We start from the raw sequence: 15,241 nt of genomic DNA on the forward strand, positions 1-15,241 counted from the left end.
GCCGTCGAACGCCATCATGCTCGACAGCGCGGCGGGCGAGTACCTGGCGAAAATGGGCCGAGACTTTATCAGCTTCAGCTTTGCTTGGGAAGCCCCCAAACACACAACTTCCAGTTCCAGTCAGTTTTGCTTCGGTAAAATTACCTAGCAAATTCAAAGCGTTACGTACTTCTGGATAACGCCTTGCGACTACCGGAAGGCAGTCGTTCCTGCTGTTTCCCTTGGGAACGGGGCGCACTTTAATGGGCGGAGTGTCACGTGTCAACAGCGGATCTGAAAAAATTTCTGCTGTACTTACAGAGACTTGCGGCACCAGCACGAGATACCAGGGCTCTTCGGGTTCTACCGGGGTGAGTTTTTCTCCCACGCCTTCGGCGAAAGCCGCATGGCCACGCACGAAAACCGGGACGTCGGCACCCAGGCTCAGGCCCAGCGTGGCCAGGCGATCCTCATCCCAGCCCAGTTGCCAGAGATGGTTCAGGCCCAGCAGGGTGGTCGCCGCGTTGGAACTGCCGCCACCGATGCCGCCGCCCATGGGCAGGACTTTGTCGATCCAGATGTCGATGCCCAGGGGGCAGGCGGATTGTTCCTGGAGTTGCCTGGCCGCGCGCACGATCAGGTTGCTGTCGTGGGGTACGCCGGCGAATTCCGTGTGCAGGCGAATGACCCCGTCATCGCGGACGGCGAAGGTGATTTCATCGCCGTAGTCGAGAAACTGAAAGATCGTCTGCAGCTCGTGATAGCCGTCTTCGCGACGACCGAGAATGTGCAGCATCAGGTTGAGCTTGGCCGGGGAGGGCAGGCTCAGGCGTGGCGCGCTCATGTTTACTGCCCCAACTTGCGTGGTTGCCATTCCTTGATCACCAGGGTGACGTCAAGGTCCTGGCCATGCAGCTTGATCCGCTCGGGCAGCCAATAACCGTTCTGTTGCGCATAGCTGAGGTATTCGACCTGCCAGTTGTCCTGTTCGAGGTTGGACAGGCGGCTGTCGCCATCCAGGGTCAGGCGGCTCTTGCTGTCGGGAGCGGGCAGCCCGCGAACCCACCAGGCCAGGTGGGAGACCGGCAGTTTCCAGCCCAACTGTTCTTCGAGCAAGGCTTCCGGGGTCGGCGCTTCATAACGGCCCTGGTTGGCGACTTCCAGCGCGACCTGGCCGGGACGGCCGGTCAGGCGGGCGGCGCCGCGACCCAGCGGGCCCGACAGGCGGATGTCGTAGTAGTCCTGGCGCTGCAGCCAGAACAGCGTGCCGCTGCCCGAGTCCTTGGGGGCGCGAATGCCGATCTTGCCGTTGATCTGCCAGCCGTCGAGGCCAACCAGTTGCTGTTTGTGTTCGCGCCATAACGCGGGGCTGCCGTGACCCTCGACGGACTCGCGAGTGGCGAAACCCGAACAGCCGGCGAGCAGGGCGATAAGGCTGAAAATGATAAAGTGGCGCAAAAACATAGTCTTAAAGGGTCTCTGATCCGGTCAGGCGTTTGATGGTACCGCGCAGGACAGGGCTGTCGGGCTGGTCCTTGAGGAACTTGCTCCAGATCTGCCGGGCCTCTCGTTGCTTGCCATTGGCCCAGAGCACTTCGCCCAGGTGCGCGGCGACTTCCTGATCGGGGAAGCGTTCCAGTGCCTGGCGCAGCAGGCGCTCGGCTTCCGCGAGGTTGCCCAGGCGATAGTTCACCCAGCCCAGGCTATCGAGCACCGCCGGATCGTCCGGGGTCAGTTGGTGAGCCTGTTCGATCAGGGCCTTGGCTTCGGCGTAGCGGGTCGTGCGGTCCGACAGGGTGTAGCCCAGGGCGTTCAGCGCCATGGCGTTGTCCGGCTCGCGCTTGATGATCAGGCGCAGGTCCTTTTCCATTTGTGCCAGGTCGTTGCGCTTCTCGGCCTGCATCGCCCGGGTGTAGAGCAGGTTCACGTCGTCCGGGTATTGCTGCAGGGCCTGCTGGAGAATCTTCCAGGCCTTGTCGCCCTGTTTGTTGGCGGACAGGGTTTCGGTCTCGATCAGGTACAGCTGGATGGTGTAGTCCGGTTGGGTGTCGCGGGCCGCGGCCAGGCGTTTTTCCGCTTCGGCGGTACGGCCGTTGTTCATCAGGATATCGGCCTGGCGCAATTGGGCCGGCAGGTAATCGTTGCCGGGACCGACCTGGCCGTATTCGGCCAGCGCGCCCTGGGGATCGTTGAGCTCTTCAGCGATGCGACCCAGGTTCAGGTGTGCCGAATCGACGTGGCTTTCCCGGGCGATCAGGTCTTCCAGGTAGCCTTTGGCTTCTTGCCAGTCCTTGGCTTCCAGGCAGACCAGCGCCAAGGAATAACGCAGCTCGTCGTCTTCCGGGTACTGCTGGACCAGGCTGGAGAACTGGGCCTTGGCATCGTCCATGCGGTCCTGCTCGACCAGCATGCGTGCGTAAGTCAGGCGCAGGCGCTTGTCGTCCGGGTATTTGCGAATGCTTTTTTCCAGCAGCGGCAGGGCTTCGTCGGCACGGCTGAGGCTCTGCAGCAGGCGCGCGCGCAGCAGGATCGGGGCGATTTCACCTTCTTCCGGCGGGTGCTGCTCCAGCAGTTTCAGCGCTTCGCGGGTGTCGCCATCCTGTTGCAGCAGCAGTGCCTTGCCGAACACCAGTTGGCCGTTGTTCGGGTGCTTTTGCAGCAGGCGGTCGAAACTCTTCATCAGGCCGTTGCGGGTGTCCTGGTCGGTGTCGGCGGCCGACAGCGCGAGGAAGTCGAAATGGGTATCGCCTTTGCCTTGGAGGACTTTCTCCATATAGACCATGGAGTCGTCGTAACGCCCGCTGCGGGCCAGCTGGATGGCGGCGGCGCGCTGGGCTTCCAGATCGTCGGGGGCGTTTTTTGCCCAGATCAGCGAGGTGTCCAGCGCGGCCTGGTCGGCGCCCAGGTATTCGGCGATGCGGAAGGCCCGCTCGGAGATGCCCGGGTCCTGGGTGTTGATGGCCTGGGTGACATAGTTGTCCAGGGCAATGTCGAAACGATTGCGTTGGCCAGCCAGTTCCGCGCTCAGCAGGCTGAAGATCGTGTCTTCGCTGAACGAGGAGTAAACCTTGGGCTTTTCGGGAGCCGGGGTGCTTTCTTCCACCGGCGGCGCACCGCCCGGCGAAACGGGAGCCAGGGACTGGCAGCCGCTGAGGAAGACAAAAGCGAGGAGCAGCGCGGACGATCTATTCATATTAAGGAAGAGGATGACTAACCTGCGGTCGGAGCATCATGACACAAGCCTTCGGCCAAACATAACCGAGACTCGGCGGATGCCGGTTAGAGGCAGTCTATTGGGACAATAGTCGGCAGTGGTTGTTCTGAATCTTTCGAAGTAGGACAATTGTCGGCTTCTCGACATCATCAGCGACCTTGAATGGCCTTCCTTGCACTCGGTATTAACCACAAGACTGCTTCAGTAGACGTCCGCGAGCGCGTGGCCTTTACCCCTGAGCAGTTGGTTGAGGCCCTGCAGCAGCTCTGCCGCCTTACCGACAGCCGCGAAGCTGCGATCCTCTCCACCTGCAATCGCAGTGAACTCTATATAGAACAGGATCACCTTTCGGCAGATGTGGTACTGCGCTGGCTGGCCGAGTACCACCATCTGAGCCTGGAAGACCTGCGCGCCAGTGCCTATGTGCATGAGGACGATGCGGCCGTTCGTCACATGATGCGCGTCGCCTCGGGGCTGGACTCCCTGGTGCTGGGCGAGCCGCAGATCCTCGGACAGATGAAATCCGCCTACGCTGTGGCGCGTGAGGCCGGCACCATCGGCCCCTTGCTGGGGCGGCTGTTCCAGGCCACCTTCAGTGCCGCCAAGCAGGTACGTACCGACACGGCCATCGGTGAAAACCCGGTGTCCGTGGCCTTTGCCGCGGTGAGCCTGGCGAAACAGATTTTCAGCGATCTGCAACGCAGCCAGGCGCTGCTGATCGGCGCGGGCGAGACCATTACCCTGGTCGCCCGCCACCTGCATGATCTGGGGGTCAAGCGCATCGTGGTCGCCAACCGCACCCTGGAACGCGCCAGCACCCTGGCCGAACAGTTTGGCGCCCATGCCGTACTGCTGTCGGATATCCCCCAGGAGCTGGTGCACAGCGACATCGTCATCAGTTCCACCGCCAGCCAGTTGCCGATCCTCGGCAAGGGCGCGGTGGAAAGCGCACTGAAACTGCGCAAGCACAAGCCGATCTTCATGGTGGACATCGCCGTGCCCCGGGATATCGAGCCGGAAGTCGGCGAGTTGGACGACGTTTACCTCTACACCGTCGACGACCTCCACGAAGTGGTCGCCGAAAACCTCAAGAGCCGCCAGGGCGCGGCGCAGGCGGCGGAAGAGCTGGTGAACGTCGGCGCCGAAGATTTCATGGTGCGCCTGCGCGAGCTGGCTGCGGTGGATGTACTCAAGGCGTATCGTCAGCAGAGCGAGCGCCTGCGTGATGAAGAGCTGCAAAAGGCCCAGCGCATGCTCGCCAACGGCAGCAGCGCCGAAGATGTCCTGATGCAACTGGCTCGCGGCCTGACCAACAAATTGCTGCACGCGCCCAGCGTCCAGTTGAAAAGACTGACGGCTGAAGGCCGCCTGGATGCGCTGGCCATGGCCCAGGAACTCTTTGCCCTCGGTGAGGGCGCTTCGGACTCTTCGGATAAAAAACCGCAATGAAAGCGTCACTGCTCAATAAGCTGGATGTCCTCCAGGATCGTTTCGAGGAACTGACCGCGTTGCTTGGCGACGGCGAAGTCATTTCCGATCAGGCCAAGTTCCGCACCTATTCCAAGGAGTACGCGGAAGTCGAGCCGATCGTCGAAGGTTATAAACAGGTGCTCAAGGTCCAGGCCGACCTCGAGGGCGCCCAGGCGCTGCTCAAGGACAGCGACCCGGACGTGCGCGAGATGGCCGTGGAGGAAGTCCGCGAAGCCAAGGAACAACTGGTCGAACTGGAAAGCACCCTGCAACGCATGCTGCTGCCCAAGGACCCGAACGACGGTCGCAACGTGTTCCTGGAAATCCGCGCTGGCACCGGCGGCGACGAGGCAGCAATCTTCTCCGGCGACCTGTTCCGCATGTACTCGCGTTATGCCGAGCGGCGTGGCTGGCGGCTGGAGATTCTCTCGGAAAACGAGGGTGAGCACGGCGGCTACAAGGAAGTCATCGCCCGGGTCGAAGGCGAGAACGTCTACGGCAAGCTGAAGTTCGAATCCGGCGCCCACCGCGTACAGCGGGTGCCTGCCACCGAGTCCCAGGGCCGCATCCATACCTCGGCCTGCACCGTGGCCGTGCTGCCCGAGCCGGACGAACAGGAAGCCATCGAGATCAACCCGGCGGATCTGCGGATCGACACCTACCGCTCTTCCGGCGCCGGTGGCCAGCACGTCAACAAGACCGACTCGGCGATCCGTATCACCCACCTTCCGACGGGAATCGTGGTCGAGTGCCAGGAAGAACGTTCCCAGCACAAGAACCGGGCGCGGGCCATGTCCTGGCTGTCGGCCAAGCTCAACGACCAGCAGACCAGCGCCGCGGCCAATGCGATTGCCAGCGAGCGCAAGCTGCTGGTGGGCTCGGGCGACCGCTCCGAGCGCATCCGCACCTACAACTTCCCCCAGGGCCGGGTCACCGATCACCGGGTCAACCTGACGCTCTACTCCCTCGACGAAATCCTCGCCGGTGGCGTCGAAGCGGTGATCGAACCGCTTCTGGCCGAATACCAGGCCGATCAATTGGCCGCACTGGGCGAGTAAAGGAAGGGACGAGTCAATGACCATCATCGCCAGCCTGTTGCGCGCCGCCCAATTACCCGACTCGCCGACCGCCCGCCTGGACGCCGAGCTGCTGCTGGCCGCCGCCCTGGGCAAGCCGCGCAGCTTTCTGCACACCTGGCCCGAGCGGATCGTGCCCAGCGAAGCGGCCTTGACCTTCGCCAGTTACCTGCAGCGGCGCCGCTCCGGCGAGCCGGTGGCGTACATCCTGGGGCAGCAGGGCTTCTGGAAGCTCGACCTGGAAGTGGCGCCCCATACCCTGATCCCGCGTCCCGACACCGAACTGCTGGTGGAGGCGGCGCTGGAACTGTTGCCCGCCACGCCGGCCAGGGTGCTCGACCTGGGTACGGGCAGTGGCGCCATCGCCCTGGCCCTGGCCAGCGAGCGCCCGGCGTGGCGGGTCACCGCGGTCGACCGGGTGCTGGAAGCCGTGGCCCTGGCCGAACGCAACCGGCAGCGTCTGCAACTGGACAATGTCACGGTGCTGAACAGCCATTGGTTCGGCGCCCTGGACGGCCAGCGTTTCCAGCTGATCGTCAGCAACCCGCCTTATATAGCCGCTGCCGACCCACACCTGGCCGCCGGCGATGTGCGTTTCGAACCGGAGAGCGCCCTGGTGGCGGGCCAGGACGGGCTGGACGATCTGCGCCTGATCATCGCCCAGGCACCACGGCATCTCGAGGCCGGTGGCTGGCTGATGCTCGAGCATGGCTACGATCAGGCGCCGGCCGTGCGCGATCTGTTGCTGACCCAGGGCTTTGCCGAGGTGCACAGCCGTGTCGACCTGGGCGGTCATGAACGCATCAGCCTGGGGCGCCTGCCGTGCTGAACGATCAGGAGTTGTTGCGCTATAGCCGGCAGATCCTGCTGCAGCACGTCGACATCGACGGTCAGTTGCAGCTCAAGGCCAGCCGCGTTCTGATCGTCGGCCTCGGCGGCCTGGGCGCTCCGGCGGCCCTGTACCTGGCCGCCGCGGGTGTCGGCGAGTTGCACCTGGCCGACTTCGATACGGTCGACCTGACCAACCTGCAACGCCAGATCATCCACGACACCGCCAGCGTCGGCCAAAGCAAGGTCGATTCGGCTATGCGGCGCTTGTCCGCGATCAATCCCGACATCCAGCTGGTGGCCCATCGCGCTGCGCTGGATGCCGACTCCCTGGCGGCGGCGGTCACCGCCGTGGACCTGGTGCTCGATTGCACCGACAACTTCTCGACCCGCGAGGCGGTGAACGCCGCCTGCGTCGCAGCCGGCAAGCCGTTGGTCAGCGGTGCGGCGATCCGCCTGGAAGGCCAGCTGTCGGTGTTCGACCCCCGTCGTCCCGAGAGCCCGTGCTACCACTGTCTATATGGGCACGGCAGCGAAGCCGAACTGACCTGCAGCGAAGCCGGGGTGGTCGGGCCGCTGGTGGGCCTGGTGGGCAGCCTGCAAGCCCTTGAGGCCTTGAAGCTGCTGGTGGGTTTTGGCGAGCCGTTGGTGGGCCGCCTGTTGCTGATCGACGCGCTGGGCACGCGTTTTCGCGAACTGCGGGTCAAGCGCGATCCGGGCTGCAGCGTCTGCGGAGGCCGGCATGCGTGAGGCACCGATCGGCGTCTTCGACTCCGGTGTCGGCGGCCTGTCGGTGCTGGCGGAAATCCAGCAGCGGCTGCCCCATGAGTCGCTGCTGTACATGGCCGATTGCGGCCACATTCCCTACGGCGAGAAAACCCCCGAATTCATTCGCCAGCGTTGCAGCCTGATCGCCGGATTCTTCCGCGAGCAGGGGGCCAAGGCCCTGGTGCTGGCCTGCAACACCGCGACTGTGGCCGGTGTCGCCGAGCTGCGTCGGGATTATCCGGACTGGCCCATCGTCGGCATGGAGCCCGCGGTCAAGCCGGCCGCCGCCGCTACCCGTAGCGGCGTGGTGGGCGTGCTGGCCACCACCGGCACCTTGCAAAGCGCCAAGTTCGCCGCCTTGCTCGATCGTTTCGCCACCGACATCAAGGTCATTACCCAGCCATGCCCGGGCCTGGTGGAGCTGATCGAAGCCGGCGACCTGCACAGCCCGGCGTTGCGCCAACTGCTGCAGGGTTATGTCGAGCCGCTGCTGGCGGCCGGTTGCGACACCATCATCCTTGGCTGCACCCACTACCCGTTTCTCAAGCCGCTGCTCAAGCCGATGATCCCCGCGGATACCAGCCTGATCGATACCGGGGCCGCGGTGGCCCGCCAGCTGGAACGCTTGCTCGGCGAGCGCGAGCTGCTGGCCATGGGGCCGGCACGCCAGGCCCGATTCTGGACCAGTGGCAATCCGGATCATTTCAGACATATCCTGCCGTTGCTCTGGAATGAAACAGGAGCGGTACAAAGCTTCGAGCTATAAGAAGATCATGCGGATGCGGGAATTTGCGCTGAACTTCTGTTCTCGCACGGATTTCTACTCACTGCAGAACCTGTACAAGACCATACGATCGTTAAAAAAGGATGTTCCTGATGAGACGAGTGTTCTGTTTGGCTGCGCTTGCGGCCGCGCTGTTGGGGCAAAGTTTTTCGGCACAGGCGGCGGGTGTCGAGTTTTCGGTGGGACAGACCAGCGACTCGACCCAGGCCTACCGCTTGGGCATGCAATTCGACTGGGACAAAAGCTGGCTGCAAAGCGATGTCGGTCGCCTGACCGGCTACTGGAGCGGCGCTTATACCTTCTGGGACGGCGACAAGAAATCCAGCAACCACAGCCTGTCGTTCTCGCCGGTGCTGGTGTACGAATTCGCCGGGCAGAACGTCAGGCCTTACGTCGAGGCGGGGATCGGCGTCGCGGTGTTCGCCAACACCGAGGTGGAGGACAACAAGCTCGGTTCTGCCTTCCAGTTCGAGGATCGCTTCGGTTTCGGCCTGCGTTTCAATGGCGGGCATGAGGTCGGCATCCGGGCCACCCACTATTCCAACGCCGGCATCGCCACGCCCAACGACGGTGTCGAGAGCTACGCGCTGCATTACACCATGCCGTTGTAAGACCCTTTCAGCGATACGCCGTGGCGATGCCCCGGCGTTCGTTGAGGCACTCCGCTTCCCCCATCTCGAACTCCCGGCAGATCAGCGGGCGTTGTTCGTAGATGCTGCACAGCATGCTGTTGCGATCCAGCGCGGCGCACCAGCCGTCATCCAGCCGCCGCATGATTTCGCCGCCCCAGTCGTCGGTGTCGATAAAACGTTCCGGTACCCCGGTTTCGGTGATCAGCAGCACTTCCAGCTGGCAGCAGCAGGCGGCGCAGCTCGAACAGGTGACTGCCGCTTCGGCGATCTGGGTGACAGGGATAGTGATAGTGGTCATAGGGCGCGCAGTGTAAGGCAGTGGGCACAGGCTGTGTGACGCCACTGACGGACGTCTTCCAGGCTGCTTATTCCCGATGCCCCTCGGCATCGATCCGCGACGGCAGCTGCTTGAAGGCCGCCAGGGCACGTTCCCGGGACAGCGACAGGTCGACCATCGGTGGCGGGTAGCCGGCCACGCCGAACAGGCCACCCATGGCCGCTGGGTTGTGGATCTCTTTTTCATCCAGGCTCGCCAGTTCTGGCAGCCAATGCCTGATGAAGCGCCCCTGGCTGTCGAACTTCTGTGACTGGCTCAACGGATTGAAGATCCGGAAGTAGGGCACTGAGTCGGTGCCGGTGGACGAGCTCCACTGCCAGCCGCCGTTGTTCGCCGCCAGGTCGCCATCGATCAGGTGGCGCATGAAGAAGCGCTCACCCAGGCGCCAGTCGATCAACAGGTTCTTGGTCAGGAACATCGCCACGATCATCCGCAGGCGGTTGTGCATCCAGCCGGTTTCCAGCAATTGGCGCATGGCCGCGTCGATGATCGGCAGGCCGGTGCGGCCCTGCTGCCAGGCCGCCAGTTCATCGGGGGCATCGCGCCAGGCCACGGCCTCGGTTTCCGGGCGGAAGGCCCGGTGCCGGGACACCCGTGGGTAGCCCACCAGGATGTGTTTGTAGAACTCGCGCCAGAGCAGTTCGTTGATCCAGGTGACTGCGCCGGGGCTGCCGCTGGCGAACTCGCCCTGGTTGTGTTGCAGCGCGGCGTGCAGGCACTGGCGAGGCGACAGCACGCCGGCGGCGAGGTAGGGCGAGAGCTGGCTGGTGCCGGGCCTGGCCGGCAAGTCGCGTTCGGCCTGGTAGTGGTCGAGCTGCGCCTCGGCAAAATGCACCAGGCGTTGCAGCGCGGCGTCTTCGCCGGCTGGCCAGAGCGCTTGCAGAGAGGGCGTGGGTGTCGGGAAACCCTCGACCTGCCGCGGCACTGCATCGGCCTTTACCCCGAGCGCAGCCTGTGCCCTGGGCGCCGCGACCCGGGACGGCAGGGCGCTGTACAGCCGGTTGTAGCAAACCTTGCGAAACTGGCTGAAGACCTGGAAGTAACCGCCGCTCCTGGTCAGCACACTGCCGGGGCGAAACAGCAACTGGTCGAGGTAACTGTGGAAGCTCACCCCCTGGCTCTTCAGCAGGCTGGCCACCGCGGTATCCCGGCGGCTTTCGTGGATGCCGTATTCCTCGTTGACGTGCAGCGCCTCGATGGACAGTTCGCGGCACAGCTGGAGCAGTACCTGGGGCGCCTGATCCCAGGCCGGCGCCTCACGGATCAGGAGCGGGATATTCAGCCCGGCCAGGTCGCTGCTCAGCCGTTGCAGGTTGCGCAGCCAGAAGTCGACCTTGCAGGGCGCGTCGTCATGGGCCTGCCATTGCTTCGGGCTCAGCAGATACACGGCCACGGTCGGGCCGCGCTGGGTTGCGGCGCTCAGCGCGGTATTGTCATGCAGGCGCAGGTCGCTGCGTAGCCAGATCAGTTGCATGGGGGGAGTCGGTTCCAGGTGTTCGTGTACAAGAATGAAAATTTGTACAACTTTGCTTCATCATAAAAGCAAAGGCGTGCGGATCAAACAGGTTGTACCGGTTTGTGCCGTGGAGCTTTTCGGGGTGGTTGCTGCGTCACGGAGCGGGTCGATCAGCGATGCGTAGCGGGTTCTGGACGGGAAGGCAGGCTGCTGTCCAGGCCGACAGCAGCAAGTTGTGCGGGGTGATGCGTTTCTCTACAGATGTTCACGCAGCCGACGGGCCGCCTCCTGGCCACTGAGCCAGGCCCCTTCGACGCGGCCGGACAGGCACCAGTCGCCGCATACATAGAGCCCCAGGTCGGCATCCGCCAGGGCGCCCCATTCATGGCTGCTGGCCGGGCGGGCGTAGAGCCAGCGGTGGGCGAGGCTGAAGACCGGCGCGGGCATGGCGCTGTGCAGCAGTTCGGCGAAAGCGCCGTGCAACTGTTCGATCACCGCTTCTTTCGGCAGGTCGATGTGCTGGCGGCTCCAGGCGCTGCTGGCGTGCAGGACCCAGGTGTCGAGGCGATTGTCGCGCCCCGGCTTGCTGCGATTGCGGGCCAGCCAGTCCAGCGGGCTGTCTTGTACGAAGCAGCCTTCCACCGAGGTTTCCAGCGGGGTCTCGAAAGCCAGGGCGACGGCCCAGGTCGGATCCATCTTCACCCCGGCGGCGGCACTCGCCAGTTTGGGTGCGGCGGCCAGCAGGGCGGTGGCCTGGGGCGCCGGAGTAGCGATGATCACGTGGCTGAACGGGCCGTGGGTAAAGCCCTCGGCATCCTGCAGGTGCCAATGCTGTTCACCACGGTAGACCTCGGTGATGCGGCAGGCGAAGTGCGCTTCCGTCTCGCCCAGCAGGCCACGGGTGATGGCGCTCATGCGCGGGGTGCCGACCCATCGGGTCTGTTCGTCCGGCGACGGGGTGAGTTGGCCACCGTGGGAGTTGTACAACTGCGGCGCCCATTCGGCGGCCCAGCCGTTGACCTGCCAGCGCTGCACTTCGGTGACGAAGCGTCGGTCTCTGGCGGTGAAATATTGCGCGCCCATGTCCAGCGCGCCGGCGTCGCTGCGCTTGCTGGACATGCGTCCGCCACTGCCACGACTCTTGTCGAAGAGTTGCACGACATGCCCGGCATCTCGTAACGCCTGGGTGGCGGAGAGTCCGGCGATGCCGGTACCGATGATTGCAATGGGGACGGTCATAGGGGCCTCGTTTACCTTTCTGTGCAGACTACGCCGTGGTTAGATCTATACAGTTTTGTTTTTCGGTATAACTTTCGGCGCTATCGGATTTACAGGGTGTCCTATTGTTAAACACAGAGCCTGCCCGATTTAAATGATCCCTGCTTATAAAAATAGACTAGTGATCCGGGTAAAACGCCACGCGAGGAAGATGTCATGCACATATTGCTGACCGGCGGTACTGGTCTGATAGGACGTCAACTCTGCCGTCACTGGCTGACCCAGGGCCATCGGCTGACGGTGTGGAGTCGTCGGCCTGCCCAGGTGCCTTCTCTGTGTGGCGCTCAGGTGCGTGGCATCGCTCGACTGGAGGAACTGGGAGAAGAAACGGTCGATGCCATCGTCAATCTGGCAGGGACCCCGATCGCCGATCGACTCTGGACCCACAAGCGCAAGGCGCTGCTCTGGAGCAGCCGTATCACCCTGACCGAAAGCCTGCTGGCCTGGCTGGAAGGCCGTGGGCAGAAACCCGGTTTGCTGATCTCCGGATCGGCCGTGGGCTGGTACGGCGACGGTGGCGAGCGTGAGCTGAGCGAGGACTCGCCCCCCGTCAGCGAGGATTTCGCCAGCCAGTTGTGTATCGCCTGGGAGGAGACCGCGCAGCGCGCCGAGGCCATGGGCATGCGTGTGGTGCTGATTCGCACGGGCCTGGTACTGGCGGCGGAGGGCGGCTTTTTGTCGCGCTTGCTGCTGCCCTTCAAACTGGCGCTGGGTGGCCCGATCGGCAACGGCCGGCAGTGGATGCCGTGGATTCATATCAAGGATCAAATCGCCCTGATTGATTTTCTTCTGCACCGGAATGACGCCAGCGGTCCTTATAATGCCTGCGCGCCCAAGCCGGTGCGCAACCGCGAGTTCGCCAGGACCCTGGGCAGCGTCCTGCACCGGCCGGCCATAATGCCGGTACCGGCCTTTGTCTTGCGCCTGGGCCTGGGGGAGTTGTCGTTGTTGCTGCTGGGTGGTCAGCGCGCGGTGCCTGCGCGGTTGCTGGCCGCCGGATTCACTTTCCAGTTCACTGATTTGCGCGCGGCCCTGGATGACCTGTCCAGCCGCCTCTGAAATAGGATGTTGCATGACCGATCACGCGTTGCTCCTGGTCAACCTGGGTTCGCCGGCCTCCACCTCGGTGGCGGATGTGCGCAGCTACCTCAATCAATTCCTGATGGACCCTTATGTGATCGACCTGCCGTGGCCGGTCCGGCGCTTGCTGGTATCGCTGATCCTGATCAAGCGTCCGGAGCAGTCGGCCCATGCCTATGCCTCGATCTGGTGGGAGCAGGGGTCGCCGCTGGTGGTGCTCAGCCGGCGCTTGCAGGAAACCATGACCCGCGAGTGGAAACATGGTCCGGTGGAACTGGCGATGCGTTATGGCGAGCCGTCCATCGAGTCGGCGCTGTTGCGCCTGGTGGCTCAGGGGCACAAGCGGATCACCCTGGCCCCGCTGTATCCGCAATTTGCCGACAGCACCGTGACCACGGTGGTGGAGGAGGCCCGGCGGGTGGTTCGGGACAAGCAGCTGGATGTGCAGTTTTCGCTGTTGCAACCGTTCTACGATCAGCCGGAATACCTCGAGGCGCTGGTGGCCAGTGCCAAGCCGCACCTGCAACAGGAGTTCGATCACCTGCTGCTGAGCTTCCATGGCTTGCCCGAGCGGCATCTGCAAAAGCTCAACCCAGGCCATAGCCTGGAAGGCGATTGCTGCCGTGACGCGGCGCCCGAGGTGCTCGCCACCTGTTATCGCGGCCAGTGCCTGCAAACGGCCAAGGCTTTTGCCGAACGCATGGGGCTGGCGGATGGCAAATGGTCGGTGTCGTTCCAGTCCCGTCTGGGGCGCGCCAAGTGGATCGAGCCCTACACCGAGGCGCGCCTGGACGAGCTGGCCCGGCAGGGGGTGAAGAAGATCCTGGTGATGTGCCCGGCCTTTGTCGCCGACTGCATCGAGACCCTGGAAGAAATCGGCGATCGCGGTCGCGAGCAGTTCCGCGAGGCGGGAGGGGAGGAGTTGGTGCTGGTGCCGTGCCTGAACGACGACCCGCATTGGGCCAAGGCATTGAGCAGCCTGTGCGAGCGCGCGCCTTTAGCGTTGTAAAAAACATCGCGGGCAAGCCCCGCTCCTACAGTCGATACCGTCTGTAGGAGCGGCCGGTCGACGCTCGATTGCCCGCGATAGATGTTCCAGCTGACACGGATCCTCAGATCAGCGGCTCGTCAGCCTTCTTGTTCTTCCAGCTATCGTTGCCCGGCAGGATCAGGTTCAGCGCAATCGCGACGATGGCGCACAGGGCGATGCCTTTCAGGCCGAAGTCGTCCGGACCGGTACCGGTACCGATCAAGACCCCGCCAATCCCGAACACCAGGGTCACCGAGACGATCACCAGGTTGCGTGCTTCGCCCAGGTCGATCTTGTGCCGGATCAGGGTGTTCATGCCCACCGCCGCGATCGAACCGAACAACAGGCAGAGAATCCCGCCCATCACCGGCACCGGAATGCTCTGCAGCAGCGCGCCGAACTTGCCGATGAATGCCAGGCTGATAGCGAAGATCGCCGCCCAGGTCATGATTTTCGGGTTGTAGTTCTTGGTCAGCATCACCGCGCCGGTCACTTCGGCGTAGGTGGTATTGGGCGGACCGCCGAACAGGCCGGCGGCGGTGGTGGCGATGCCGTCGCCGAACAGGGTGCGGTGCAGGCCGGGCTTCTTCAGGTAGTCGCGACCGGTCACGCTGCCGACCGCGATCACTCCGCCGATGTGCTCGATGGCGGGCGCCAGGGCCACAGGGACGATGAACAGGATGGCCTGCCAGTTGAACTCCGGCGCGGTGAAATGCGGCAGGGCCAGCCAGGGCGCCGCGGCGATCTTCGCGGTATCGACCACACCGAAGTAGAACGACAGGGCGAAGCCCACCAGCACACCGGAGATGATCGGCACCAGGCGGAAGATACCTTTGCCGAACACCGCGACGATCAGGGTGGTCAGCAGCGCTGGCATCGAGATCATCATCGCGGTCTGGTAATGGATCAGCTCGGTGCCGTCACCGGCCTTGCCCATCGCCATGTTGGCAGCGATCGGCGCCATGGCCAGGCCGATGGAAATGATCACCGGGCCGATCACCACCGGAGGCAGCAGCCGGTCGATGAAACCGGTGCCCTTGATCTTCACCGCCAGGCCCAGAAAGGTATAAACGAAACCGGCCGCCATCACGCCGCCCATGGTCGCGGCCAGGCCGAACTGGCCCTTGGCGAGAATGATCGGGGTAATGAAGGCAAAGCTGGACGCCAGGAACACCGGCACCTGGCGCCCCGTGACGAGCTGGAACAGCAGAGTCCCGAGACCCGCCGTGAACAGCGCCACGTTGGGGTCGAGTCTCGACAGCCTGGTGTTCGACTACCAGGACACCGGCCAGGACGTCGAGCTGGCGGG

At 63.8% G+C, this 15,241-nt stretch carries 14 protein-coding genes and 1 pseudogene; 8 read left to right on the forward strand and 7 right to left on the reverse strand.

Annotated elements, in window-relative coordinates:
- The 3 genes from ispE to ACQKQA_RS27185 all read right to left on the reverse strand — a co-directional run.
- Window positions 1-823, reverse strand: an 823-nt coding sequence (gene ispE, locus ACQKQA_RS27175; protein ID WP_427564251.1) for a 4-(cytidine 5'-diphospho)-2-C-methyl-D-erythritol kinase, incomplete at its 3' end; no start/stop codon positions are given.
- Between the two features lie 2 nt (window positions 824-825).
- Window positions 826-1,443, reverse strand: coding sequence for a lipoprotein insertase outer membrane protein LolB (lolB, locus tag ACQKQA_RS27180; protein WP_427564253.1), 618 nt, complete (start codon window positions 1,441-1,443; stop codon window positions 826-828).
- A 4-nt stretch (window positions 1,444-1,447) separates the two neighbouring features.
- Complete coding sequence (locus ACQKQA_RS27185) at window positions 1,448-3,172, reverse strand: tetratricopeptide repeat protein (protein ID WP_427564254.1); 1,725 nt, start codon at window positions 3,170-3,172, stop codon at window positions 1,448-1,450.
- A 183-nt stretch (window positions 3,173-3,355) separates the two neighbouring features.
- Between ACQKQA_RS27185 and hemA the strand changes: the two genes are divergently transcribed.
- From hemA to ACQKQA_RS27215, 6 genes are all read left to right on the forward strand, one after another.
- Complete coding sequence (gene hemA, locus ACQKQA_RS27190; RefSeq protein WP_427564256.1) at window positions 3,356-4,642, forward strand: glutamyl-tRNA reductase; 1,287 nt, start codon at window positions 3,356-3,358, stop codon at window positions 4,640-4,642.
- On the forward strand, window positions 4,639-5,721 hold the full coding sequence (gene prfA, locus ACQKQA_RS27195) for a peptide chain release factor 1 (protein WP_427564258.1): 1,083 nt from the start codon (window positions 4,639-4,641) through the stop codon (window positions 5,719-5,721). Before hemA ends, prfA begins: the two co-directional genes overlap by 4 nt.
- A gap of 16 nt (window positions 5,722-5,737) precedes the next feature.
- Window positions 5,738-6,568, forward strand: a complete 831-nt coding sequence (gene prmC / locus ACQKQA_RS27200) for a peptide chain release factor N(5)-glutamine methyltransferase (protein ID WP_427564260.1) — start codon at window positions 5,738-5,740, stop codon at window positions 6,566-6,568.
- Entirely contained in the window at window positions 6,562-7,317 is a 756-nt protein-coding gene (locus ACQKQA_RS27205; protein ID WP_427564262.1) for a molybdopterin-synthase adenylyltransferase MoeB, read from the forward strand. Before prmC ends, ACQKQA_RS27205 begins: the two co-directional genes overlap by 7 nt.
- Window positions 7,310-8,101, forward strand: a complete 792-nt coding sequence (gene murI, locus ACQKQA_RS27210) for a glutamate racemase (RefSeq protein WP_427564264.1) — start codon at window positions 7,310-7,312, stop codon at window positions 8,099-8,101. The genes ACQKQA_RS27205 and murI overlap by 8 nt, the downstream gene beginning before the upstream one ends.
- Before the next feature lie 110 nt (window positions 8,102-8,211).
- Window positions 8,212-8,730 (forward strand): acyloxyacyl hydrolase, encoded by a 519-nt coding sequence (locus ACQKQA_RS27215; RefSeq protein ID WP_427564265.1) that lies wholly within the window; start codon window positions 8,212-8,214, stop codon window positions 8,728-8,730.
- A 7-nt stretch (window positions 8,731-8,737) separates the two neighbouring features.
- On the opposite strand, the gene ACQKQA_RS27220 is transcribed toward ACQKQA_RS27215, so the two are convergent.
- From ACQKQA_RS27220 to ACQKQA_RS27230, 3 genes are all read right to left on the reverse strand, one after another.
- Complete coding sequence (locus ACQKQA_RS27220; RefSeq protein WP_427564267.1) at window positions 8,738-9,049, reverse strand: YkgJ family cysteine cluster protein; 312 nt, start codon at window positions 9,047-9,049, stop codon at window positions 8,738-8,740.
- A 67-nt stretch (window positions 9,050-9,116) separates the two neighbouring features.
- Window positions 9,117-10,562, reverse strand: coding sequence for a deoxyribodipyrimidine photo-lyase (gene phrB / locus ACQKQA_RS27225; protein WP_427564269.1), 1,446 nt, complete (start codon window positions 10,560-10,562; stop codon window positions 9,117-9,119).
- A gap of 237 nt (window positions 10,563-10,799) precedes the next feature.
- Entirely contained in the window at window positions 10,800-11,783 is a 984-nt protein-coding gene (locus ACQKQA_RS27230; protein ID WP_427564271.1) for an NAD(P)/FAD-dependent oxidoreductase, read from the reverse strand.
- A 195-nt stretch (window positions 11,784-11,978) separates the two neighbouring features.
- Here ACQKQA_RS27230 and ACQKQA_RS27235 point away from each other — a divergent pair, with 195 nt between their 5' ends.
- Both ACQKQA_RS27235 and hemH read left to right on the forward strand, forming a co-directional pair.
- Window positions 11,979-12,881, forward strand: a complete 903-nt coding sequence (locus ACQKQA_RS27235; RefSeq protein WP_427564273.1) for a TIGR01777 family oxidoreductase — start codon at window positions 11,979-11,981, stop codon at window positions 12,879-12,881.
- Between the two features lie 13 nt (window positions 12,882-12,894).
- The gene (hemH, locus tag ACQKQA_RS27240) at window positions 12,895-13,911 is read left to right on the forward strand and encodes a ferrochelatase (protein ID WP_427564275.1); all 1,017 of its coding nucleotides are present in this window, start codon (window positions 12,895-12,897) and stop codon (window positions 13,909-13,911) included.
- A 103-nt stretch (window positions 13,912-14,014) separates the two neighbouring features.
- On the opposite strand, the pseudogene ACQKQA_RS27245 reads toward hemH, so the two are convergent.
- Window positions 14,015-15,193: pseudogene (locus ACQKQA_RS27245) on the reverse strand (uracil-xanthine permease family protein); the annotation flags it as partial.
- Window positions 15,194-15,241: the final 48 nt, after the last annotated feature.

The organism is Pseudomonas sp. NPDC089530 (genome assembly GCF_050280705.1).
Lineage (GTDB): Bacteria > Pseudomonadota > Gammaproteobacteria > Pseudomonadales > Pseudomonadaceae > Aquipseudomonas.